We start from the raw sequence: 25,249 nt of genomic DNA, 5'->3' as shown, positions 1-25,249 counted from the left end.
AGCCGAAAAGTTGGGGGGCTTGAATTAAATTATTTTCTTTGCAGTTCCATGCAAGATTTTAGCGTAGCCCAATTAATACTGCCGGAGGGAATGTTAGATTATTTTCTCCTTAGCGATATAGAACAAACTGACGAGCATATTTATATTTCGTTAACCGAAAAAAACACTAAACCGGAACAGTACGGCTCTGAGCATTTGGAATCTAAAGGATTCTTTGATCCAATTAAGGTTCAAGACTTTCCATTACGGACAAAAACGGTTTATCTACTCATTAAACGAAGAAAATGGTTGAATCATAGCACAGGGAACATTGTTTACAGGGATTGGGAGCTGGTTGCCAAAGGAACCCGAATTACCAAGGAATTCGGGGCTTTTTTAAAAGCATTGGCTCGATACTCAGCCAGTCAGCGCCAATAGTGTTGGGACTTATTTCAAAGTAGATGGCAAACAACTGGAAGAACACTACCGCTGTCATCTAAGTCATTACCATAGCTGGGATCAACGGGAACATGCCCAGGACTGGATTTTATTTGAGCATAATGTGGGGCCTTGTTTGAGCATTGATGAAACAGCTCTTTCTCAGGGTGAACTTTATACGATCATTACCAATAAAGCGGCCAAGGGTCGAAAAGGAGCATTGATAGCCATGGTAAAGGGAACCAACAGTGATAAAGTCAGGGCTGTGCTGGAAAAGATTCCTGTCCGCAAGCGTAACCAGGTCATCGAGGTGACCTTGGACATGGCTGCCAGCATGGAAAAGATTGTCCGTTATTCTTTTCCTAAGGCCAGTCTGGTAACAGATCGGTTTCATGTTCAGAAATTAGCTTACGATGCCGTTCAGGAAATGCGGATTCAGTACCGGTGGGAAGCTATCGAACAGGAAAACCAAGAGATTGCTTTAAGCAGGGAACTGGGACGAAAATACATTCCTGACCTGCTTGAAAATGGAGACACTCTGAAACAATTACTGGCCCGCAGTAGATACCTGCTATTTAAAACACGTTCCTCTTGGACTCCCTCTCAGGAACATCGTGCAGAACTGTTGTTTAAGTACTATCCGCTATTGGAACAAGCCTATGAGTTGTCCATGCAGTTGGGTAAGATCTTTCATTCCACTAAAGATAAAGGAATTGCTTTTACGCGACTAGCCCGATGGTATGACCAAGTGGAAAAAGCCGGATTTAAATCCTTTAATGTGGTGGCCCGGTCTATTCAGGCTCACTACCTGACCATCCTGAATTACTTCGATAACAGGAGCACCAATGCCGCTGCCGAATCTTTTAATGCCAAGATAAAGGCATTCAGATCTGCTTTCAGAGGTGTAAAGAATGTCAGTTACTTTCTTTTCAGACTTTCTAATATCTATGCTTAAGCCCCCAACTTTTCGGCTTGATCCCCAAATCGTCCCCTATTTCGTCCCCTTAAAATACAAAAACCCCTGTAAATACTTGATCTACAGGGGTTTCTTTTCCAGTACCCGGAGCCGGAGTCGAACCGGCACGGTTTCCCACAGGTGTTTGAGACCAGCGCGTCTACCAATTCCGCCATCCGGGCATTTTTAAAGGACTTTATTACTAAAACCCTTTCCTTAATTGCGGGATGCAAATGTATGCAGCTTTTCTTTAATTCGCAACAAATATTTTTGCCTAAAGTAATTATCCTTGATTTTCAAGAGATTATTTTTTCTTTTTTCTTCATCAAGGCTTTCAAACCCGTCTGTAAAGTGGGATAACTCATTTATAAGCTCTTTTTCTAAAACCAAAACCTGATCTTCAATTTCGTTCAACCGATCGGGATCTTCGTCAAACTCAATTTCCATCAGTACCTCGTTAATCTCCATCATTTCCATTAAAAAGCTCTGAGGCAACTGATACTTCTCCCCTTCCTGCATTAGTCCGTAAAGGTCCAAAACATACTCTACACGCTTAGCCGGATTAGTTAATATTTTATAAGCATTGTTATTGATAGTAGAAAGCTCCAGAATTTCAGCTTGTTTCTCTTCCGTCTCGTTTACGTGGAAATCCGGATGGTACTCTTTGCTAAAACCATAAAATTTCTTTTTCAGCAGGTTTTCATCGGGGTTAAAGGAGACAGGTATGTCGTAAAACTCAAAAAAATTCATTCTTAATTTATTGCTAAAAACAGAAACGTGAGACTTAAGAGAAAGATTGTGTGGCAATCCATATCTTAAATCTCACGTTTCATTATTGGGTTATTCTTATTTTAAAAAGAATTTAGAAATATCATTACCAAATGCAAAGATCATCAATCCGATTAAGATTACGAAACCTACCACTTGAGCACGCTCCATAAACTTATCGCTTAGTGGCTTGCCTTTAATCATTTCAATGATCAGGAATACAGCGTGACCACCATCCAATGCAGGAATTGGCAGCAAGTTCATAAATGCCAACACTAAGGAAATCAACCCGGTTAGCGTCCAGAATTTCTCCCATTGGAAAGTACCACCATAGATTTTCGCCATTCCAATAGGTCCCTGAACCGCTTTACGTGGGTCTACGTCACCCTTGAATATTTTCCCAAAACCTTTTGCCTGATCAACCAATGTTTGTTTAGCTTTTTCAGCACCAACTGGTAATGCCTGCGCGAAACTAAACTGATCGGTTTTAAAGTTCATTCCAACTGTTTTAGGGGAAAAACCAATAGTTCCGTCCTTCTCAACATTGGCAGTTAAATATACTTCAGTGTTATTTCTGTCAACTTTAATTTTAATTTTTTTGTTCTTATTAGTGTCTAATGCCGTCCTTAATTCATCAAAGTAGGTTACTTTCAATGAATCAACAGCCACTATTTTATCACCGGTTTTCAAACCAGCTTTATCGGCATTACTTCCACTTTGTACTTCTCCTACTTCAAATGTTAGACGAGGAACTACAAATGCTGTTTTGCCTTCATCAGATATTTTTTCAATGAAATCAGAGGGAACATGAATCAACGTATCCTTACCTTCGCGGTTAACGTTCAGATTTACATTACCAAATAGAACATTAGGACTATACAAATCATCAAAACGCTCAAGTGATTTTCCATTAACACCTGTAATTTTGTCACCTGTTTTTAATCCGATTTCCTTTCCTAGTTCACGGGCTTCAATACCATACTTCACTTCAGAATTAGGCAAGTAGCTTTCTCCGAACTTAAAAGTTAACATCCAAAAGATGAAAACACCCACCACAACGTTTACAAATACACCACCCAACATTACAATTAAGCGTTGCCAAGCTGGTTTTGAGCGGAATTCCCATGGTTGAGCAGGTTGCTTCATTGCTTCCACATCCATAGACTCATCAATCATTCCGGCAATTTTCACATATCCGCCAAGCGGTAACCATCCGATTCCGTATTCGGTATCACCTTTTTTGAAGCTGAACAGCTTAACGCCCCAAGCATCAAAAAACAAGTAGAACTTTTCTACCTTGATGCCGAATGCTCGTGCAGCAAGGTAATGCCCCAACTCGTGTAAAACAATCAAAATCGAAAGTCCGGCCAACAATTGGGCCGCCATAATTAAACCACTCATGTATTATCGAGATAAAAGAAAAGATGAGCTTAAGCTACATCATTTCTGTATTAATATTAGTTATTATTATTTAAGTCGTTGTAAAATCAACTAATTACCAATCAATTCAAGTGCCGTAATACGCGCCATCTTATCCGTTTCAACGTAATCTTCGTAAACGGGTTTCAAAACGCGCGTAACTTTCTGCATACATTCGGCAATGATGTCCGACATCTGCAGAAAACCGATCTTATCCTTCAAAAATGCGTCCACAACTACTTCATTGGCAGCATTTATGACACAAGGGCAGTTTCCACCTATTGAGAGTGCTTCAAACGCCAATGCAAGGTTACGGAAAGTCTTTGTATCCGGTGCTTCAAATGTCAGATTGGAGTAGTTTGCAAAAGAGAAACGTGGAAAATCATTTTTTATTCTTTGCGGATAAGCCATTGCATATTGAATTGGTAATTTCATATCCGGTAAGCCCAATTGCGCCTTTATTGATCCATCATTAAATTGCACCAATGAATGTACAATCGATTGGGGGTGAACAACCACTTCAATCTGATCCAAATCAAGGTCAAATAGCCACTTGGCTTCAATTACCTCCAGTCCCTTATTCATTAAACTGGCAGAATCTATGGTAATTTTAGCACCCATGCTCCAGTTCGGATGCTTTAGTGCCTGATTTTTAGTTACATTTCTAAGGTCATCAAGCCCTTTGCCTCTGAACGGACCACCTGAAGCGGTAAGAATAATTTTTTCGATGGGGTTATTTTCTTCGCCAGCAAGGCACTGAAAAATAGCTGAATGCTCAGAATCCACCGGAAGAATATTGACTTTATATTCACGTGCCAGCCTGGTAACTAAGTCGCCTGCAACAACTAAGGTTTCTTTATTTGCCAAGGCAATGTCTTTACCTGCCTTTATTGCTGCTATGGTAGGTTTTAAGCCAACATAACCCACAACAGCTGTCAGCACCATATCAACCGAATCATACGTTACCACTTCAGCTAAAGCAGCTTCTCCTGCTAACACTTCAATTCCGGTATCAGCTAAAGCTTTTTTTACATATTGATAGTTGGATTCATCCGTAATAACTACAGTTTTTGGCTTAAAGGTCAGTGCCTGGCTAATTAATACATCAGCATTCCCGTTTACGGTTAATACTTCTGCTTTAAATTTATCAGGATTAGCGCTTATTACTTCCAATGCCTGTGTTCCAATCGATCCGCTTGATCCTAAAATTGCAATTCTCTTCATTTATTATTCTCAATCCTATTGAGCTCTTTATTTAAAACCATAGAGTGCACAAAGTTACACAGTTCTATACAAAACTCTTTGATATACTGTTGGTTGTTATTTTTGACCAAAGATTACTGTACCACTCTTTTATTCCCTCTTTCAAACTCGACTCATTAGAAGTCTAGCTTTTTATCGGCAAGTTTCATATAGGTTAATACCTGAGCCAAATGTACATTATTAAAGCATTCTACAGCCTTAGACTCTATTATTATCCGATTTAAAAACCTTATGAAACATTGAGCTCTTTGTGGTTATTTAATTAATCCTGCCAACTCATCGGCAATCTTACGATCGTTCGACAAACGAGGCATCTTATTTTGTCCACCTAACTTACCTTGAGAACGCATATAATCAATAAATGCATCCTTTCTCATTTCTCTTATTTTCAATGGCTGCAATACGTTTCCTTCAATAAGATCGTAATAATAAACATTCTTTTTCTGAAGTAAAGCATCCACCTTAAGTCTGAATTCATCCATGTTTTGCGGACGATGAGCGCCGAACTCCACAAACCATTCATGAAATGGCAAACGGCCATCCGGATCATTCACTTGCGGAGCGACTGTAAATTCAACTACATCTATATTTTCCGCTTTTGCTACTGTCATCAAAGCGTGCTCCACTTCCTCTCCTATCACATGCTCGCCAAAAGCGGAGATAAAATGCTTTATTCTTCCACTTACAACTAAACGATAAGGATTTTTTGAGACAAATTTAACCGTATCTCCAATGCTATACCCCCATAGTCCGGCGTTGGTATTTAATATAATTGCATAGTTCTTATCAAGCTCAACGTCCTTAAGCCAAATACGAGTAGGGTTTTCATTATAATATTCGTCAGCAGGAATAAATTCATAAAACATTCCGGCGTCTACATTCAACAACAATCCTTTTTCTGTCTGAGAATCCTGAAAAGCGATAAATCCTTCTGAAGCAGGATAGGTTTCAATAGAATCGATCTTGCAACCAATACTGGCCTCTAGTTTTGCTCGGTACGGTTCAAAATTTACCCCACCATAAACAAACAAGCCAAAATTTGGGAAGATGTCTTTAATTTTTTTACCCGTTTTAGCTGTTAAACGATCGAAGTACATTTGCACCCAAGGAGGAATACCGGATATAAGGGTCATGTTTTCATTCACCGTTTCTTCTACAATCGCATCCACTTTTTCTTCCCAGTCATCAATGCAGTTGGTTTCCCATGAGGGCATTCTGTTTCGTTGCAGATAATCGGGTACATGGTGAGCCACAATACCGGATAGTCGACCAACATGTACTCCATTTTTCTCTTGCATTTCAGGACTTCCCTGCAAAAAGATCATTTTACCATTAACAAAGTCTGCTTTATCGGTTTCCGCAATGTACAATAACAACGCATTGCGTGCTGCATTTATATGTGCCGGCATCGACTCCTTTGAAATAGGAATATATTTTACACCTGAAGTAGTACCAGAAGTTTTGGCAAAATAAAGTGGTTTTCCGGGCCAAAGAATATTCCGGTCGCCATGAACTACCTTTTCTATATAGGGTTTTAGTTGTTCATAATCTCTAACAGGAACTTTATTTTTAAAATCATCATAGGTTTGAATAGATGTGAAACCATGTTCCAAACCGAACAAGGTTCCTTTAGCTTCGGAAATTAGCTGTTGCATCCATTTTTGCTGCAAATCAACGGCTTGTGTGTTCCATTTTTTGATTTGTCTGGCTGTGTACCAAGCCAGTGGTTTGCTTAATAAGGATTTGATGCCCATAAGAGGCAAATATACTTGTTATGAAATAAACACCCTTAATTAAGCAAAAAAATAAGGCAGCCGGTTAGCTGCCCTATAATGCCAATTATTGGCTTTTCTTTTGGTTAGATTAAATAGAAGTATTTTTATTATTCCAACATCATTGGTTTTACTTTATAAGTTTTGGCGGGTTTAAAAGTTACGGTGTCTTTTTTCTCAATTGCTGTTTCCAGTGCAACTAAATCATTATCTGTGATGCCCCAAACTTTTTCAGCTGATTTTGCTTTTGCAAACAGCTCATTGGCTTCTTTATAATTTTTAAGGTAGAGATTGATCACAGCTGCATTATAAAGATCGTATTGAGCTGCATTTGCTTCTAAATGACCATTGTACCATTTTTTAAGCTCGGTTAACGCCGTATTATCATCTTTAACAAGTGGAAGTACCTCCGAGACAACTTTTCCTTTATCTATCCAATCGTACAAACCGCTTTTTTCTAAAGTTGCAATATACCATTTGGCATTCTTTGAGTTTTTGAAATAGCCATCGATAAAGATTTTACCAAAACGGTCCCATTCATCGCCGATAAATACAGACTTAACTTCAGCCATTTTAGCCTCAAATTCTTTGTCACTATTAGTGGTAGCATATTTCTTAGACAATTGGCTCATAAAGGAAATCATGTAATTACGAACAGGATTTTGACCGAAATCATTTACCAAACGCTCTTTATTGGTAATGAACCATTCGCCGTACTTGTCGGGCGCTACAAAATTATTAATGATATTGAAGGCTTGCTCCGAGAACAGATCCTGACCACTTAGATAGGCGTTTACCGTATCGGCACTAACCTTACGTATTCCTTTCATATAGGCATTGTCGTAAAATGCCGGATAAGGCGTATTTAAATCGGGAGTGTACTTTTTGAACTTACCAGCTTTATTTAATTCTAAAATTTGTTTCAGGTAATCAATCAGTTTAGTAGTTCCAATAAAACCTGAACTTTGATCAATCAGGTGGCCTTCAGGAGTTATAAATAAGAATGAAGGAAAGCCGTGAACTCCATATTTCCTACTCAGTCTCTTCCCAATATCTTCCTTGAAAACATCTGTCTTAAAGCTAATAAAGTCTTTATTTAAAGCGTCGCCAACATTTTTATCGGGATAAACTTTTAAGTCCATCTGCTTACAAGGCATACAACCTTCAAAATAACAGTCGACAAAAATGATTTTATTCTCAGCTTTAGCTTTTTTCAGAATAGAATCCCAATCCCCGGAAATAAAATTGGTTCCTTGAGCGAGGCTCAAAAATGGCAGAAAAGTGAACAGAGTAAATAGAAATTTCTTCATCATAAAATCGGATTAGTACATTTTGCTATTCGCAATTATCACTAATACAAGCTGAATCAAATTTTTACCCCATGAAGTGATGATTTTTTTAAAAAAAAAGATTTTGGACGGCAGGCTATTCATTCATAATTCACAAAAAAGCCCCTTATGATTAAGGGGCTCTTCATTATTCTGACTTTAAAGAATCTTCATAGTATTGTTTTGCTAAGGTAGCCGTTTGTTCAGCGGTTGGCTCTTCTGATTCATCCAGCCAACTTACAACGCCTGGATTAATTTCAAAAACCGTTGGATCGTTCGGTTGCGCACCGACAATTACATAATAAAACTGATCGTCTCCTTTAAGTTTACATTTAAACAAGAACATTCTTTTTTTCTCTTCACCAGCTGCAATTTCTACACTTCTTATGAAATTGACATCCTCAACGTCATAATCTTCCGACAAATAATATTTAAGATAAATCTTACAAACCCTCTCTTGAGTAAGTAGGTGTTTTACACCGGCAATCTTCCCATCTTCTTTAAGATCAGACAGTAAATAGTATCCCTCATTATCGTCCTCTAATACCTTAGTTATAAATGGATCTTTGACCTTTTGTCCTGCATTTAACAAGCCAATGATCGCCTGTTTATTTAATGCAGAGGAACTATCTGTTAGCAATAATTTAAAGCGATTGATATTTTTAGCAGCGAGATGTGGTTTTTTAAACACCTCCAGATAAGCATTAACCTGTGAATGTTTTACCCAATAGGTACTGTCAGTTGAAAGAAGTTTTTTAAAGCCAGGAGCAAACTTATCAAATGCAGCACCCATCGGCTTTATCAACTCGTCTAATTTATATTTAGTGAATTGAGGGTTAATCCAAATAGAATCATAAGAAGTATAGCCAACAAAAATAGGAAGAAAATCCGGAGACGTTTTTGCCAATTTGATCAAACGAGGTAAGAACTCTTCATCATACTCTTTTTTATTTTTTAAGCTATACGACATAATCTGGTAGGGATGCGAATTACCTTTTTTATGATTAACAGCACATTCCTCAAACAACAAAAATGATTCTTTTGTACCCACTTCTGTTAGAAATTGAAGTAGGTCCGCTTTAAACTTAGCCGAACTTGCGGCAGATTGATATAACGCTTTAACAAGGGATAATGTAGCCGAATCTGCATGGTCACTAAACGCATTAAGCATTTTACCTTTTGCTTCATCATTCTTAATGCTGTTTTGTGATAAAGCGTCTTGTATTCTGTCTCTGTCAATTTTTGATAGCTCCATATAATTAAATGCATTTAAAGCATTTTCAAAAGTGGCACTATCGGTGGACAATAATCCTGCAAATACATCAGAGAGTTTATTTCTGAACAGATCAGAAGTATCTTTTTTAGAGGCATTTAACTTAAATGACTCAACGAATTGTAATCCGTAGCCCTTGGCAACTACTTCTTTAGGTTCAATAGCTGAAACATCATAAAGTTTTCTTCCGGCAATAATGAACCGATGAAATGTTTGCAAGCCACTGTTGCCATGTTCAATAACTAAATCATAAACAGAATTACTATCAACGATGTATTTTTTCTCCTTAAGAACTCTATCAGATTCTTTCTGAGAATTTCTGCGGAGGCTGGTATAAAGAGAATCTGAAGAAGTCCAATAATAAGGAGCAAAAACCACTTCGTGAATATTGTACATTGATAATGAGCTACTGTCAATAGAAGAATAAGCATTAATATCTGAACGATTGAAATTGTTCGTCGACTGATGTAAAGGTTCACTTACTTTAACACTAAATGAGCTATCTGAAGAAAAAGCCAAGGTGTTTAATGCTTTATTCTGGTATGGCAAAATCCGGAATCCCTGGAAAAATTTCGTTACAGCAGCTGTATCCGAACTTTGCGGATTATATTGTGCCATAACTGTATACAACCTGTTTCCTTTAGGAAACTGACGCAATTCAGAAACTACATTATTCTTGTGCTGAACTTTCGTTTTATAACCTTTAGTCTTACCCGAAAAACAAGCGTTAGCATCGAGCTTTGTGACTGTTGTATCTTTTAAGATAATAGCTTTTACATGTTCAATAAGATTGGAGTCACTTACGTTATAAAACCCTTCTTTCATTTTATCTATCCGTAAAAAGTAGGAAGCATTTTTACTTTCATCGATTGCCGAAAAATGACGGTAAGGTCGGCCTTCACTTTCGGTTTCATCCTCGACTGTACGCAGGTTTCCTATACGACGTTCAGTGTAATCGTCCGGAACAATCATTTCAAAGAGATCTTCCTTATCCGAAATTTTCTTATACGTAACTGCTTTTGCTGATACATCAAAGAGCTTTATTGAATTGAAAAATTCTGAGGCTTCGTTTTCACCTGCTTTATCTAATGTATGCATAAACAGGTACACCTTACCATTTTTAGCATAAGTGCGTACCTGAAATTCAGTTCCTTTTGATTTTATGAAAGCTTCTCCTCCTTTTGCTCCGTCTAGTTCAATATTTTTAATTTCACCTTTAATAACACCCATGGTATTAGTATACCGTGAAAGAAGTTGATCAAGTAACTCCATTTCCGTTGCTTCTCTTGAAGTAACAATTAACGAAAAGGCAAAGGCTGCAGTGTTTTTCTCTTCTGATGCACTTATATACATCGATTTATTGGAATTAGGAATAGGGTAACTTAAAGGAATTGAAGGCATTATTACAGAATACCCTTCAAGCATTCTTTCCAACTTATACCCTTTTAGGCTCGCATAGCGATCTTTATAAGTAGTAGCCACACCGGTAAAAGAGGCTGTAACAGGTGTTACCTTATATCCTTTACGTTTAAGCAGGTTGATAATCCCGTTCTTGCCCGGCAAATGTGCCGCCCCTACAGCTGCAAATAAAGTTTTATTACGTATAATTCTGTCAATACTGTTAGTCATATCAGTATTGCGCTGTACCATTATTCCGTTATTAATGAAATCGCCGTCAAAATCAAGAAAAGACATATTTCCCTTATAATAGGCTTCAACAAACGTATCCAATTGTTTAGCCTTATCTTTTCCACTTAGTTCAGCATTCTCTTCATAATACCCTAACGTTTCAAGGAACGACTCCTTTCGATAAGGCATATGCTCATTGTTCTTTTCCAAAAACTGATTTTCAATTTTTTCAAGCCCGAATAGTTCTTTCTTTAACATCCTGGCCTTCTGATGGAAATACGCATCCAGAAACAAACTTTCCTTATTAGTAGCTGAACCACTTTCTTCCTGATACTTAGCAAGATCATCTTCCGAATCATTTAATATCATCTCAACAAACCAAAAACTTTTATTTCGTAAATGATCAATTGAGTACCCCAACTTTTTCTCCAAAAGTTTATCGACAAAAGCATACTCCTCAGCAGAAAGTTTTTTACGTAAATAATTGGTTGTATCAGCCCAAATAGCACTTTTAGGGTTTATCATATAGTTCATCATGGAATCTATATCCACCTCATTGGCAAATGCTTCTGACCGATCAAAGGCAACTAATACGGAATCGCTAAAATCAAACACACGCTCATCTTTAAGATGCATGGTTCCAAACAGGTAAGATGGCTTCTTTAGCTTCGGCCCTTCAATGCGCCACAATAACTGATAATCATTCCGTTCAGTTTTTTGCGCATTGGCAAATGGTGAACTTAAAAGCATTATAACAAATGCTATAAGAACATTGGAAATCCTTCGATTCATTAATAGTAGAATATGTAGTTTTTTAAAATAGCAGGTAGCGTTTCAGACCGTTTTTTGATTGGGCCTTATCATTAGATAGCAGAGAGGCTGATTTAACGGCTAAAATAACTCTTTCAGCTTAGCAACAAAATAATCCCATGAATATTTTTCCTTTTCCTGATCAATATTACGGGCAAATTCTTCTTCTAAATTATTAGCATAAAAACGACTGATGGCCGCTGCAAGTTCTGTACTGTTTTCAGGAGAAACGATAAATCCTGTTTTTCCGTCAATAACTACTTCGCTTAATGCGCCTACGCGTGTACTGATCATTGGCCTATTGTAGAAATAAGCAATCTGAGAAATACCGCTTTGAGTGGCAGATATATAAGGCTGAACCACTAAGTCCGACGCGCAGAAGAAATAACGGATATGCTCATTCGGTACGTATTGCGAAACATGGATAACCGCATCCTGAATTCCTAATTGTTCAATTTGTTCCTTATACGGTTGCTCGTCTTCATAATACTCACCTACTACCAACAGTTTTAATGGTTGTTGTTTCAACACCTCTGGCATTGAGGCCAGCAGATAATGCAATCCCTTATATTTTCGGATAAAACCAAAGAATAAAATTACCTTTTCATCATTCAAGTTTACATTATAGCGTTTTTGCAACTCTTCCCGAGCAGCAGATTTATCAACAGCTTCTCCAAAGGAACTGTAAATAGGATGAGGTGAGTTTCGGTAGGGCTTATGTTTGTTGAACTTTTTAAGATCGGCTTCAACACTGTCGCTTAATACCATAAATCCATCAGCCTGGGCAAACAGGATTTTAGTCAGCAGATTTTGACCGGGCTGCTTTTCATGCGGGAGAATGTTATGGCAGATCAGTATTATTTTAGTTTTACAAAACCGGTTAATGAAGAAGGCAATTTTAGCATAACATGGAGCAAAGAAAGGCATCCAGTAAGAAAAAATCACGACGTCCGGTTTTTGCTTAGCGATCTTTATTCCCGTGCTGATCCACGATAATGGATTAAGGATATCGATAAGGCGTTTATTCTTCTCCGTCGGAATACCAAACACATCTTCCCCTTCTTCAAACTGACTCTTGCCCGGAAACAAAAAACCGGGGTATTGGCGTTTAAAATTAACGATGCTCACATCGTTGTCTTTAGAAAGATGTTGAAATAAAATAGCCTGACTTTGCGCTATTCCACCTCTGTAAGGATATGCCGGGCCGACAAGAACTATTTTCAAAATTTGAGAATTTGAGAATTTGAGAATTTGAGAATTAAAAATCGTTTTCAAATTTTCACATTCCCAAATTCTCAAATCATTATTTAAACTTCTTTTTCTATCTGGTATGCGTTTCTTTCAGGTGAATTACGAGAAACTAATTCTGCTAAGAATCCGGTTAAAAATAATTGGAAACCAACAACCACCGCAATTAATGCAATATAGAACAACGGATTATTGGTAACATCACGATAAGGAAGATGACGGGCTATCGAAATCAGTTTTTCGGCGATTAACCAAATGGTCATGAAAAAGCCTATGAAAAAGCTTAATACTCCCATTGCGCCGAAAAAGTGCATCGGACGTTTTGAGAATTTACCAACAAAGAAAATCGACAATAAGTCCAAAAATCCGTTGATAAAACGACTCATACCAAATTTGGTAGTTCCGTATTTACGAGCTCTGTGTTCAACAACTTGCTCACCTATCTTTTTAAATCCAGCCCATTTAGCAATTACCGGAACATAACGGTGCATTTCACCATAAACTTCGATGCTTTTAATTACATCATGGCGATAAGCTTTTAAACCACAGTTAAAGTCATTCAGCTGAATTCCCGACATTTTACGGGTAGCTGCATTGAAAAACTTGGTAGGAATAGTTTTCGTGATCGGATCGTAGCGTTTTTTCTTCCAACCTGAAACTAAGTCATATCCGTCGTCTACGATTCTGCTATATAAACCAGGTATTTCATCCGGACTATCCTGTAAATCGGCATCCATAGTAATAACTACACGGCCTTGAGCAGCCTCAAAACCTACGTTTAGTGCAGCCGATTTGCCATAATTTCTACGGAATTTAATACCACGAACATTCTCATTCTTTTGTTCCAACGCCTCAATTACCTGCCACGTCTTATCGGTACTGCCGTCATCAATAAAAATAACTTCATACGTAAAGTTATTTTCCTGCATTACACGGTCAATCCAGGCTTCTAATTCCGGCAACGACTCATCTTCGTTGTAGGATGGAACAACTACTGAAATATCTTTCATTTATCAGATTTGGAAATTGTCTTACTATATAGGAGACTTTCTTAAAAATAAAAATCCCGCCAAAAATGGCGGGACAAAAATATAAAAGTTCTTTGCAATAACTTAACGTGCATCAAACATTGGCTGCTCTTTTTTATGAACGGCAGAAACAATTAATGACAAGATGAAGCCTGAGAAAATTACAGTCGGAACAACAATTAAACCCATCATCCATGGCTGCATAAACCCTTTCGACATGTTGATCATTTTATCAACCTGCTCTTGTGATTGGCCACTGTCTAGCATTTGTTTTTCCTGAGCGGCAAAAATTTGGTTAACCAAGTCAGGATCAATGTATTTAAACAAGATGAAAGTATAAATACCCATGATTATACCAGCAACTCCTGCGATCAATGTTCCACACCCTAATCCTCTTCCGTAAGAAATATATCCGCCTAAGTCCTGATCGCGATGATGCTTAATTCCAAACCAGATTACCACAAAATAAATGAGATATTGTACATAATGTAATTTAGAATCTAATGGAATTGCTAACATGTACATAATCAAGGAAAAGGCCATTAAACCCAATCCCATGTACAAACCATACGTTAACGCCGTTTTGAAAGGAGAAACCTGTGGTTGCAAACTTCCCGAATCTTGAGCAAATTGTGAGTCCATAGATAATTTATTGGTTAATTAGTTTTAGTTAAGATTTATTGGTAATTCCTCTAAGTTATAATTATAAACAAGTATAGCAAAAAGCGCTGCTGTATCAAATGGTTTATTATCCGAATTTTTGACAAAATCTTTCAAATCTTGCATATCTGGTTCGGTTTCATTAAAGAAACTCATCAATACATAAAACAAATCTTTTAGCGGAGAGTTTTCGTCCAAACCTCCTGCTGTTTTAGCTATTTCAGTATAGGTGCTTTCCACCAACATTTGATTAGCAACTACATCTTCATAAATCTCCAATTCTTCCTGAAACTCTTCTTCTTCTATCAATAAGAACTCTTTCAGGTAATCAGCTAATTCCGGACCGATATTCTCCAGATCACACTCTTGTAAATACAAGAAAAGATTTAGGAATTCGGTACCTCTGTCGATGGTATCGTCCTCTATTTTCATCCATTCCGGAGAATCCAGGTAGTCTTCACCCAAATGGGTCGCATCAGACTGGAAGAAGTTGATCAGTAATAAGTCGAAAAAGAATTCTTGCAATGGAGCAAATTCCGGATTATCATCAAATGCATCATCCATTGCTTTCATTTTCTTCTTAAAATCTTCACCGTCAGAAAATATCTTAACTAATGAATCATAAAATCCTTTAGTAGACCCTTCTAATTTATAAGTAGCAGGTAACGAGCCTGATTGTCCGATTTTATAACCTGCTAAAGCAGCCACCAACGACTGTTGAACTTTTTTATCCATATATTCTGAGTTTTTTTTAGCAATCAGCTTTTAATAGTAGCATTTAGCAATTTTAATAAGTAATAAACTAATGACTATAAGTTAAAAGCTAATTGCTTAATTAAGCACAACTTGTCCGTTATTAACAATAGCCAACGCTTTTCCTTTGAGTTGCTTGCCAATAAACGGAGTGTTTTTAGATTTAGATTTGATGTTTTCAGTATTGAGTGTCCATTGATGATCGGGATCAAAAACAGTAAGTTCAGCGGCTCTGTTAAGTTCTATAGAAGGAACTGCTAATCCCAAAATCTCGCGTGGACTAACTGCTAATGCGTCTACCATTTCTTCTAATGACAACACTTTTTCACAGCTCATATTAAATAAAGCAAAGGAAGTTTCCAAAGCAGAAATACCGAAAGCAGCTGTTTCAAATTCCTGATCTTTGAACTCAATTTCATGAGGTGTATGCTGAGACACTACTGTATCAATAGTACCATCCTTTAATCCGGCTTTTAATGCTTTAATATCCGTCAGCGTTCTTAAAGGAGGTTTTACTTTATAATTACTGTCGAAACCTGTTAAAACAGTTTCATCCAACATCAAATGATGAGCAGCTACATCGGCGGTTACTTTAAGCCCTTTTTTGCGTGCCGCACGGATCAAATCAACACTTCCAGCAGCAGAAATAGTTGTAAAGTGTATTTTACCGCCTGTATATTCCGTTAAGAAGATATCACGTGCCACCATTAACTCTTCAGCCATATTCGGAATACCTTTCATTCCTAAATAAGTAGCAGTTACCCCTTCATTTACTTTTGCTTTTTCAGCAATAGATGCATCCTCCGGATAAGAGATCACCAAGCCATTAAAAGCAAGAGCATATTGTAAAGAGCGCATCATAAGTCCGGCGTTTTGCACAGGCTTATTGCCGTCCGAAAAAGCAACGGCTCCAGATTGCGTCATATCAAATAACTCTGCAATATCCACACCTTCACGTTTGGCGCTTAAACATCCAATTGGATAAACATTTACAGCTTGTCCTTTTGACCGGTTTTTTAAATACTCAATTTCCGACTTAGAGTGTAAAGGAGGATTTGTATTAGGCATTACAGCTATCGCCGTAAACCCACCTGCAGCCGCAGCCGCACAGCCACTTGCAATATCTTCCTTCGTTTCATAACCAGGATCGCCGATATTAACATGCATATCCATCCACCCAGGTGATACAAACTGACCTGTTGCATCATATAGCTGAGCATCTTTGGCATCAATTTGATCATCAATCTGAGTAATTTGTCCATTATCGATCAAAATATCTTTAACCTGACCGTTAAAACTTGAATTTGGATCAACAATGGTAGCCGATTTTATTAAGAACTTCATTTTTTTAGCACATAGGCGCTAAGACGCCAAGTTTATATTCTGTTTATTAATTGCTTTTTTTATTGCGGGTTGCGTGTTGTATTATTACGTGTTACGTGTTGCGTGTTGCGAGTTACTTGTACAACTGGTTAATTTTTTATTAATAATTAATTAACTCGAAACACTAACTCACACCCTTTAACCCTAAATTCGTAACTCGGAACCCGAAACCGTAACTCGAAACCCGTAACTCGTAACCCGAAACCCGTAACCCTTTAACTAACTCGTAATCCGGAACTCGTAACCTCCTCACGGGAGCCTGTAATGGATTCAAAGTAACGGATCAACAACACTTCAAGTCCGAGGAACAGAAGTGCCAGCCAAATACAGTATTTCCAAAGTTTTTGCCCGGAGTTTTCAACTTCAATTGCCTTTCCAACTGCATCAGCAGGAGCATCGAGTACTGAAATATTCTTTGAGTTCAAAAGCTTCTGTAACTCTCCTGTAGTGTAATAGGTCAAATCAGATTCGGAACGATCATAATTGAATGCAAAGTTGGCAAGCAGCTCATTTCCATTCACAAAATTATAAATTCCATCTTTTTTCACCTGATCATCTATATATAAATTCGTTTTAGATTCATCGTTTCGGATATCTGGAATAAACTCTAAATCTTTATTTTTCAACTTATATTCATTCTTTTCAGCAGCCGGAAGCTTTGCGGTCTCCAGCGTTTTATTTTTACCAATTGTGTAATAAAGGGGGTAGCGCTGATTACCTAACAGGGCTATTTTATACATCATCGGTACAAAAATGGCGTGACGTGGTAAATTGGTAATGCTATCGTCTAACGGAACAGCCGCCAGGTACACCGATCCTAATCCTGATTGCGTGCGACTTAATAAGGATTTTCCACCTTGCATACTTAACAAAACCTCTCTCCTGCTTCTGGAACTGGCTTGTGTTGTAAACGATTTTTTAACCTGAGGAAGGTCTAGATTTTGAGGAACAGATTCGAACAAACCCGAAAACACCTGCGATTGCATATTCAGTTTATCTGCTTTATTAGCAGCTGGATCAAGCGGACCAATTTTATCGGCATTGATGGACATCAAAAACGTGTTATAGCTGTTGATGTCGGAGTTTAGATCAGGAAAAATCAACACTGAACCACCTGATTCTACAAATTTGGATAATTGTTGAGCCAAACCTCCGGAAATAGTAGTCAATCTATCTAAAACGATTAAACGCTGACGAGAGATTGATTGATAATCAATTTGGTTTTCAGTATTCTTTACCGGTTGAAAATAATCATCGGTACGATACACCGTTTCTATGTAATTATTCGCTTTTGCACCTCCAATGATCAGCACATTAACCTTTTGGTCGATCAGGTACGAAAAGTAAAGTTTATCATCAAAGGTTACCGGATAGTCCGTAATTTGAATTTCACCCTTTTGCCAACCCGAACCATCAGGTTTGTAGGTTAATGTATCGGTTGCACTTGATTTTGCTTTTACGGAAAGACTACCAATTGCTTTTTGAACCCCATTTACAAATAATTTTAACGGAACACTTGATGCATCTTCCTCTGTAAAGTTTTTAATCTTTACCACCAATTGCTCCGTTTCACCCGCTTTATGGATAGGCGAAATAAACCAAACACTATCTACAGAAACATTTACCGTTTGAGCTTCACCTACCGGCAATGCGGTAATTTTTAATGTGGTATCTGATGTTAACTTAGTTTCATCAATATTGCTCCGCTGAAAGTCGGAAATAAGGTAGGATTGTTTAATGCCATTACCTGCTGAAAACAATAAATCTTTTTGTCTGGCAATTATTTCATCAACTCTTCGTTTGTTTGGACTGATCTTTAACTCATCGATCAAACGGATAAATTCTTCTTTATCTACCAAACGCTGATGACGACCTTCAAAATCGTTGCTCAACAGCTGAAAACGATCATTGATATTTGCTGAAGAAGCAATGTTTCTTGCTCTTCTCTTGGCTTCATCTAATAGACTTCCCTCCTTATTCCTCGCATCCATACTGTATGAATTATCAATATAAATGCTGTAAACATGTTGTTTTCCAGCCGATGCAACGTTGCCTTTAGGAATAAAAGGCTGAGCAAAAGCCAACACTAAAAATGCAATGGCCAATACCCGGCAGGCCAGCACCAATAAATGCTTTAGCCGCGATCTTGAATCGGTTTGCTGCTTAATTTCTTTTAAAAAACGAACATTGGTAAAGGGAACCCTTTTGAACTTTCTGAAATTAAATAGATGAATTACAATAGGTATGGCTATAGCCGATAATGCAAAAAGGAAAGATGGATATAAGAAGTTCATCAAAAATCAAAAATAATAAAAAATATTAATGAGTTACGCCTAACTTACAAATCGGCAAAATCACTTCCAGATCATTACAATCATAACTTAATAAACTTACTAAATTGATTCAAATTCTCATTATTTAAATGCCTTCAAAAATTTTGTTGCCCTGCTTTTAAATCCCGGAGTTTGATGTTCAAACTGATCTGCAATAATCAGCCTGATCTCAGGAACTATTTCAGGGTATTTTTGAGCAATATTTTGTAGGATCGTCAGCGAAAAAACCTTAATTGCCACCGCTTCTTTGGGGGATGAAACAAAATCAACTGCAAGATTCATAATATCACCACAATAATCTTCAGGAATATCAACCTGCTGCAAGATTCTGGTAATATTTCTTTTTACCGCATCATGAACATCCTTTTTCTTAAGCATGACGATTAGCTCATCATACTTATCGTGGATAAATGCAGGATGGTTGATAACACAATCGCTAAGCGGCCAAGCGGCACACTGTACTAAGCGGTGTTCTTCATTCATAAAAAGGGTAAAAAGTTCATTAAACCGAGATTCAGAATTACCAATCCAGTTTACTATTTCGTCTTTTTGCGCTTTTGAATGTTCTTGTATAAGGGCTTCACGAAGATTCATCATTTTCCTTTCACTAAAAAGCGTTTTAAAGAGTCAAGCAAAATGGAATCATATTCGTACACATCATTATAGATCCGAAGCGTTCCGTTATCTGAAGGCATACAGGTATAATAATCAATGAATAATGGCCACTTATTATCCAATGTTATCCAACGGGTTTGATGTCCGCTTTCAGATTGTTCTTGTTGCTTTTTTTCGTAACGGAGCATTTTTAGTGAATCTAACGGAGGGTATCCAGTTTCTATTCTCACATTATCATAAATTCTTGGATTTTGCACTAATTCCTGGGCCAGCTTTAATGGATCAGCAACACGTACACAGCCGTGACTAACCGCTCTGTTTTCTTTTCTAAATGCTGATTTATTGGGTGTATCATGCAGATAAATACTGGATCCATTGGGGAAGTTAAACTTAAACTTACCTAAAGCATTACCATCTCCAGGGTCTTGTTTAAAGCTGTACGGAATATTACTTGGAGATAAACTATCCCAATCAATATCAAATGGATCAACCACTTCTCCCTTTTTATTATAAACCTTTATGGAACTACGGTTCAGGTAATTCGGATTGGCGCGCGATTTAGCTAAAATCTCCGTTTGAACAATTGAATGTGGAATATTCCATTTAGGGTTCAGCTGAATATTATTGATCTTGCCGTACATGATCGGTGTTTCATGGTTCTTAGGCTTATCTTCAATATTTCCGGTTTTAAGGTAATTAGCCCGTTTTGTTGCATAATCAGGTTCGCGTTTTTCCCCCACACAAACAATCATCGTTAACTTGGTTTTACCGCTATCGACCACTCGCAGGTCGAACGCAGGAATATTTACTAATACAAAACGATCAGAATCTGAAGGAGTTCTCCACCTGTACCGTTCCATATTGATCAATATTTTTCGCTTAAGTGCAGGCGATTTACAGGTATCCAAAGCTTTTTGCAAAGTGATATACTCTTTTCGAGTGGGTTGGATTTTGTGCAATAGTGCGGCCCAATTACTATTGAGCATAAGTTGCAATGCAGAATCAGTCGGACGTTCAACCGGAATTAAATAACGTGAATATATTTTTGCAGGGTCAACACAACCAAAATGAACCTTTGAGGCGTAAGACACAAATGCATTCGCCGATAGTACCTGCAAACGTGCTAAAACAGTATATAATTGAGGCAACGAATCGAATTTGCCCTTATAGATCCGCTTTTTCAGGGAGTCTATTTTATCGATATAAAAAATATCGGGAGAAATTCCGTGTTGCGACGACTTTCGCAGGAAGAACTCAAGTGTATCAAGTTTTCTGTTTTCAAGTAAACCAACAAACCATGCGGTATCATTAGCCCCTTGCTTTTGAAAATAATCTGCCAGCAGTTTATAATTAACCAACAACTTTTTTTGATGCTTTAGCTCTTCATTCAATACTTTATTATAAGCAGCGGTATCAAATTTACGATAAGATTTTTCCTTAAACTTTTCAGCAAGGTAAATCCCTGTTGGTGAAGGTTTTTTACCACAAGAAGAAATTATAATTGCACCTATTAAGAAAATACCTGCTAACTGAAGTTTAGAAATTATTATAGAAGCGCTTAATTTAACGATCTTTTTCAATGACTGTAGATAATGAAATGGTGTGAACCTGCCTGAATCAGGGCACGAAAATAATTCTTTTTTGCAAGAGTTGGGTTTCCCGTAGTTAACAATCATTATTTATGCTTTAATTTAAACTGAGCCTTTTTGCTTCACCCCTTTTTACATTATTATCTTAAATAGAAATGTCGCAAGTTGTTAACAAGATTTCAAAAACCATAATACATTTTTAATTATTTTAAAATTTAACTTGTTTTTTAAAAACCTATACCCTTTCTTTGCAACCATATACACTCCTGGTGTTTTAATGAATACTAAACAACATATCGCGCTGCATCGTACCCATCATCATCATGGGCATCATCACCATTGTGCCTAATCGCAGCGAGTTTTAGTATCAATCTGAAGAAAAAATCACATTAAATTTTAATAAAACTGCGGTCGGCAAACATTAGCCTGTTTTGTGCTATATTGTTATGTCGCCGAAAGCAAATGTTATATGAAAACTATAAAAATTGCCATCCAGAAATCGGGCCGTTTAAATGAAAAATCGGTTGATCTGCTTAAGAGAAGCGGATTGAGTTTTGAAAACTACAAAAGTTCCCTAATATCACCTGTTAGCAACTTTCCTTTAGAAATCTTGTTCTTGCGGGATGATGATATTCCGGAATATGTACAAGACGGAATCGCCGATTTGGGCATTGTTGGAGAAAATGTCATCGTTGAAAAAGAAGTTGACGTTACTTATCTGCAAAAACTAGGTTTCGGAAAATGCAGCCTCAAATTGGCCATCGCCAACCACAGTGATATTAAAGACCTGAGCGACCTTTCAGGCAAATCAATTGCCACCTCCTACCCCGTTATCCTTGATAAATTTCTTAAAGAAAATGATATCGACGCAGAGATTCGCGAAATCAGCGGCTCTGTAGAAATTTCAACCAATTTAGGCTTGAGTGATGCTATTTTTGATATCGTATCAACAGGCGGAACGCTAAAAAGCAATGGATTAAAACCTTTCGCGGAAGTTATGCGTTCAGAAGCTGTATTGATTGGCAAGAACGGAATAGCTAAAAATCCGATTGTTAATGAGTTGCTACAACGCATACAAAGTGTTTTACGTGCTGAGCAAACTAAATATGTGGTAATGAATGCGGCAAAATCAAGCCTCTCGGCTATTTTGGAGCTTCTACCAGGCATAAAAAGCCCAACTATTGTACCTTTAGCAACTGAAGAATGGGTGGCAGTTCACACGGTAATTCCGGAGAAAGATTTCTGGGACAAAATTAACCGACTTAAAAATGCCGGTGCAGAGGGAATTGTTGTATTACCAATAGAAAAGATCATTTTGTAGAAAGAGATTTGAGATGTGAGATATGGGATTTGAGACTTCTTATTTAGCTCAAAACACACTTTTCTCCTATCTCATATCCCCAATCTCAAATCAAAAACGTATGCTTAGAACATATAATTACAATACGCTTTCAAAAGATGAAATAAGCAAGCTCATCTCTCGTAATGTCGATTCATCTAATGAAATTAGCAGTGCAGTGGAAGCCATTATTGAAAAAGTAAAAACCGAGGGTGATAAGGCTTTGCTTGCTTATTCTGCACAATTTGACAGAGTAACTTTAAGTCGCCTGGTTATAGAATTTGACGAGATTGAACAACTGGCCAATGAAGTAGATGAAGTGGAGCAAAAAGCATTGGAAAAGGCTTTTTATAATATTCATAAATTTCACTTAAGTCAGTTAAAAACAGAAGAAAAGGTCGAGACTACTACTGGTGTAAACTGCTGGAGGGAATTACGACCAATTGAAAAAGTAGGATTATATGTTCCAGGAGGATCTGCTGTGCTGCCGAGTACTTTTCTGATGTTGGGTATTCCCGCTAAAATTGCAGGTTGTAAAGAAATTATCGTTTGTTCGCCTCCTCAAAAAAATGGTTCGGTTAATATATACCTGGCTTACTGTGCGCTATTATTAGGAATAAAACGAATTTACCTTATTGGCGGTGCGCAAGCTATAGCAGCAATGGCCTACGGAACCGAAACAATTACAAAGGTTGATAAGATTTTTGGACCGGGAAATCAATATGTAACAAAGGCTAAGACTATTGTTCAAAATAAAACAAATACAGCGATCGATATGCCGGCCGGCCCTTCTGAGGTGCTGGTAATAGCTGATGAAACCGCTAATCCCGCTTATGTAGCAGCCGACCTATTAGCTCAGGCCGAACACGGTGCCGACAGTCAGGCTGTTTTGGTAAGCACCTCTGCCGATCTGATTGAAAAGGTAAATCTCGAAATTGAAAACCAGTTGAGAGAATTACCTCGAAAAGAAATTGCAGCTCTGGCAATTGCAAATTCATATGCAGTTTTAACTAGTGATTTGCAATCGGCAATGAATTTCAGTAATCAATATGCTCCCGAGCACTTAATTATTGAAACCGATAATTATGAACAGTTAATTCCTGAGATTATCAATGCTGGTTCAGTATTTCTTGGCCACTTAACCCCTGAATCTGCTGGCGATTATGCTTCAGGTACCAATCATACCTTACCCACATCAGGTTATGCACGTAGTTATTCAGGAGTATCTATAGATAGCTTTGTTAAGAAAATCACTTTTCAACATATCAGTAAAGCCGGAATAAAAAATCTGGGACCAACAGTTGAAATTTTAGCCGAACTGGAGGGATTGCAAGCCCATGCGAATGCAGTGAGGGTAAGAGGTTAAATGTGGACCATAGTCGATGGACCATAGACCATGGCTCCTTGACGAACCTAACTAAATACTAACATCATAATACTATGGACCATTGACTATGGTCTATGGACTAAAATAACAAAGAATGACCATCGACATCAACTCGCTTTTACGCGAAAACATAAAGAACTTAACACCTTATTCATCTGCTAGGGATGAATTTCAAGGTGAGGCTAGCGTTTTTTTAGATGCAAATGAAAATAGCTTCGGTTCGCCTTTAGATACGGCTTACAATCGTTATCCTGACCCATTGCAGTGGAAACTAAAGGAAAAGATCAGTACCATTAAAGGTGTTCCTCCTCAGAATATCTTTATTGGCAATGGATCTGATGAGGCTATTGATATTTTGTTTAGAGCTTTTTGTAATCCGGGCGTTGATAACGTAATTATCGTCCCTCCTACTTATGGCATGTATGAGGTTTCGGCTAACATCAATGATATAGCAATCAAAAAGGTAAACCTGTTACCTGATTTTCAGCTGGATTTAGAAGGTATTGCTGAAGCGATCGACAAAAACACTAAAATGATTTTCATTTGTTCACCCAATAACCCGACAGGTAATTCCATTAATCGTCAGGATATTGAAACGGTGTTGAGCAATTTTCCGGGTCTAGTGGTAATTGATGAAGCATATATCAATTTCTCGCGACAAAAGACTTTTATCCAGGAATTAACAGAGTATTCTAACCTGGTTGTTCTGCAGACGTTATCAAAAGCTTGGGGTTTAGCTGCACTGCGTATCGGAATGGCATTTGCCTGTGGTGATATTATTGATGTTTATAACAAAGTGAAACCACCTTATAATATTAGTCAGGCAACTCAGGAGCTTGCTTTAGAGGCCTTAAATAATATTCAGCAAGTAAATGAGTGGATTCGTGAAACTGTTCAGCAACGCGCAATATTAGCAGAAGAATTAGCAGACATTTCCATTGTGGAGAAAGTTTATCCTTCAGATGCTAACTTTATTCTGGCCAAGATTAAATACGCTGATTATTTATATGATTTCTTAGTTGACCGAGGTATTATCGTTCGAAACAGGTCGAAAGTGGTGTTATGTCAGGATAGTTTACGCATTACTGTGGGTACTCCTGAAGAAAATGACATCCTGATCAAAACCATTAAGGAATTTGTTATTTAACCTCTAAATCACCTAAATGGGGACTTTGCTTATATAAGCTTGAATGACAACGCAAGTCCTACCCCCCGGGGTTAAAAGCTTAATATAGACTCATCAACTAAAATAAATGACAACGCAAATCCTACACCCCTTC

Annotated in this window: 19 protein-coding genes, 1 tRNA gene and 1 pseudogene; 5 read left to right on the top strand and 16 right to left on the bottom strand. The window is 37.6% G+C overall.

What is annotated here, in order from left to right:
• The first annotated feature begins 48 nt into the window (after positions 1-48).
• Positions 49-417, top strand: coding sequence for an ISAon1 family transposase N-terminal region protein (locus tag SOLCA_RS23415; protein WP_042479306.1), 369 nt, complete (start codon positions 49-51; stop codon positions 415-417).
• A gap of 31 nt (positions 418-448) precedes the next feature.
• A pseudogene (locus SOLCA_RS04615) lies at positions 449-1,372 on the top strand (ISAon1 family transposase); the annotation flags it as partial.
• A 102-nt stretch (positions 1,373-1,474) separates the two neighbouring features.
• Here SOLCA_RS04615 and SOLCA_RS04610 read toward each other — a convergent pair.
• The 16 genes from SOLCA_RS04610 to SOLCA_RS04540 all read right to left on the bottom strand — a co-directional run bounded on the left by SOLCA_RS04610 (position 1,475) and on the right by SOLCA_RS04540 (position 21,330).
• Positions 1,475-1,554: transfer RNA gene (locus tag SOLCA_RS04610), tRNA-Leu, on the bottom strand.
• Between the two features lie 34 nt (positions 1,555-1,588).
• On the bottom strand, positions 1,589-2,122 hold the full coding sequence (hscB, locus tag SOLCA_RS04605) for a Fe-S protein assembly co-chaperone HscB (RefSeq protein ID WP_014679285.1): 534 nt from the start codon (positions 2,120-2,122) through the stop codon (positions 1,589-1,591).
• Positions 2,123-2,218: 96 nt separating this feature from the next.
• Positions 2,219-3,541: an RIP metalloprotease RseP gene (gene rseP, locus SOLCA_RS04600; RefSeq protein WP_014679284.1), complete on the bottom strand. Its 1,323-nt coding sequence runs from the start codon at positions 3,539-3,541 to the stop codon at positions 2,219-2,221.
• 90 nt (positions 3,542-3,631) lie between these two features.
• Complete coding sequence (locus tag SOLCA_RS04595) at positions 3,632-4,783, bottom strand: 1-deoxy-D-xylulose-5-phosphate reductoisomerase (protein ID WP_014679283.1); 1,152 nt, start codon at positions 4,781-4,783, stop codon at positions 3,632-3,634.
• A 155-nt stretch (positions 4,784-4,938) separates the two neighbouring features.
• Positions 4,939-5,031, bottom strand: coding sequence for a GxxExxY protein (locus tag SOLCA_RS23900; protein ID WP_407635813.1), 93 nt, complete (start codon positions 5,029-5,031; stop codon positions 4,939-4,941).
• 45 nt (positions 5,032-5,076) lie between these two features.
• A complete protein-coding gene (locus tag SOLCA_RS04590; RefSeq protein ID WP_014679282.1) occupies positions 5,077-6,576 on the bottom strand; it encodes a GH3 auxin-responsive promoter family protein in 1,500 nt (499 codons plus the stop codon).
• A gap of 128 nt (positions 6,577-6,704) precedes the next feature.
• Positions 6,705-7,907 (bottom strand): thioredoxin family protein, encoded by a 1,203-nt coding sequence (locus SOLCA_RS22130; protein ID WP_081479969.1) that lies wholly within the window; start codon positions 7,905-7,907, stop codon positions 6,705-6,707.
• A 163-nt stretch (positions 7,908-8,070) separates the two neighbouring features.
• On the bottom strand, positions 8,071-11,574 hold the full coding sequence (locus SOLCA_RS04580) for a TraB/GumN family protein (RefSeq protein ID WP_014679280.1): 3,504 nt from the start codon (positions 11,572-11,574) through the stop codon (positions 8,071-8,073).
• A 141-nt stretch (positions 11,575-11,715) separates the two neighbouring features.
• Positions 11,716-12,858, bottom strand: a complete 1,143-nt coding sequence (locus SOLCA_RS04575; protein ID WP_042480694.1) for a glycosyltransferase — start codon at positions 12,856-12,858, stop codon at positions 11,716-11,718.
• Positions 12,859-12,941: 83 nt separating this feature from the next.
• On the bottom strand, positions 12,942-13,892 hold the full coding sequence (locus SOLCA_RS04570; protein WP_014679278.1) for a glycosyltransferase family 2 protein: 951 nt from the start codon (positions 13,890-13,892) through the stop codon (positions 12,942-12,944).
• Positions 13,893-13,994: 102 nt separating this feature from the next.
• Positions 13,995-14,552, bottom strand: coding sequence for a DUF4199 domain-containing protein (locus SOLCA_RS04565; protein ID WP_014679277.1), 558 nt, complete (start codon positions 14,550-14,552; stop codon positions 13,995-13,997).
• 24 nt (positions 14,553-14,576) lie between these two features.
• Positions 14,577-15,305, bottom strand: coding sequence for a hypothetical protein (locus tag SOLCA_RS04560; RefSeq protein ID WP_014679276.1), 729 nt, complete (start codon positions 15,303-15,305; stop codon positions 14,577-14,579).
• A 96-nt stretch (positions 15,306-15,401) separates the two neighbouring features.
• Entirely contained in the window at positions 15,402-16,667 is a 1,266-nt protein-coding gene (locus SOLCA_RS04555; RefSeq protein WP_014679275.1) for a dihydroorotase, read from the bottom strand.
• 254 nt (positions 16,668-16,921) lie between these two features.
• Positions 16,922-19,000, bottom strand: coding sequence for a BatA domain-containing protein (locus SOLCA_RS04550; protein WP_014679274.1), 2,079 nt, complete (start codon positions 18,998-19,000; stop codon positions 16,922-16,924).
• 120 nt (positions 19,001-19,120) lie between these two features.
• On the bottom strand, positions 19,121-19,636 hold the full coding sequence (locus SOLCA_RS04545) for a hypothetical protein (RefSeq protein WP_014679273.1): 516 nt from the start codon (positions 19,634-19,636) through the stop codon (positions 19,121-19,123).
• Positions 19,633-21,330 (bottom strand): L,D-transpeptidase family protein, encoded by a 1,698-nt coding sequence (locus tag SOLCA_RS04540; RefSeq protein ID WP_014679272.1) that lies wholly within the window; start codon positions 21,328-21,330, stop codon positions 19,633-19,635. The genes SOLCA_RS04545 and SOLCA_RS04540 overlap by 4 nt, the downstream gene beginning before the upstream one ends.
• Before the next feature lie 382 nt (positions 21,331-21,712).
• Here SOLCA_RS04540 and hisG point away from each other — a divergent pair, with 382 nt between their 5' ends.
• From hisG to hisC, 3 genes are all read left to right on the top strand, one after another.
• A complete protein-coding gene (gene hisG / locus SOLCA_RS04535) occupies positions 21,713-22,564 on the top strand; it encodes an ATP phosphoribosyltransferase (RefSeq protein ID WP_014679271.1) in 852 nt (283 codons plus the stop codon).
• A 100-nt stretch (positions 22,565-22,664) separates the two neighbouring features.
• Complete coding sequence (hisD, locus tag SOLCA_RS04530; protein WP_042480686.1) at positions 22,665-23,948, top strand: histidinol dehydrogenase; 1,284 nt, start codon at positions 22,665-22,667, stop codon at positions 23,946-23,948.
• A gap of 115 nt (positions 23,949-24,063) precedes the next feature.
• Complete coding sequence (hisC, locus tag SOLCA_RS04525; RefSeq protein ID WP_014679269.1) at positions 24,064-25,116, top strand: histidinol-phosphate transaminase; 1,053 nt, start codon at positions 24,064-24,066, stop codon at positions 25,114-25,116.
• The last annotated feature ends 133 nt before the right edge of the window (positions 25,117-25,249 follow it).

Origin of the sequence: Solitalea canadensis DSM 3403 (genome assembly GCF_000242635.2) — a bacterium.
In the GTDB taxonomy this organism is placed as follows: Bacteria; Bacteroidota; Bacteroidia; order Sphingobacteriales; family Sphingobacteriaceae; genus Solitalea; species Solitalea canadensis.
This window is presented reverse-complemented; position numbering and strand designations above follow the sequence as displayed.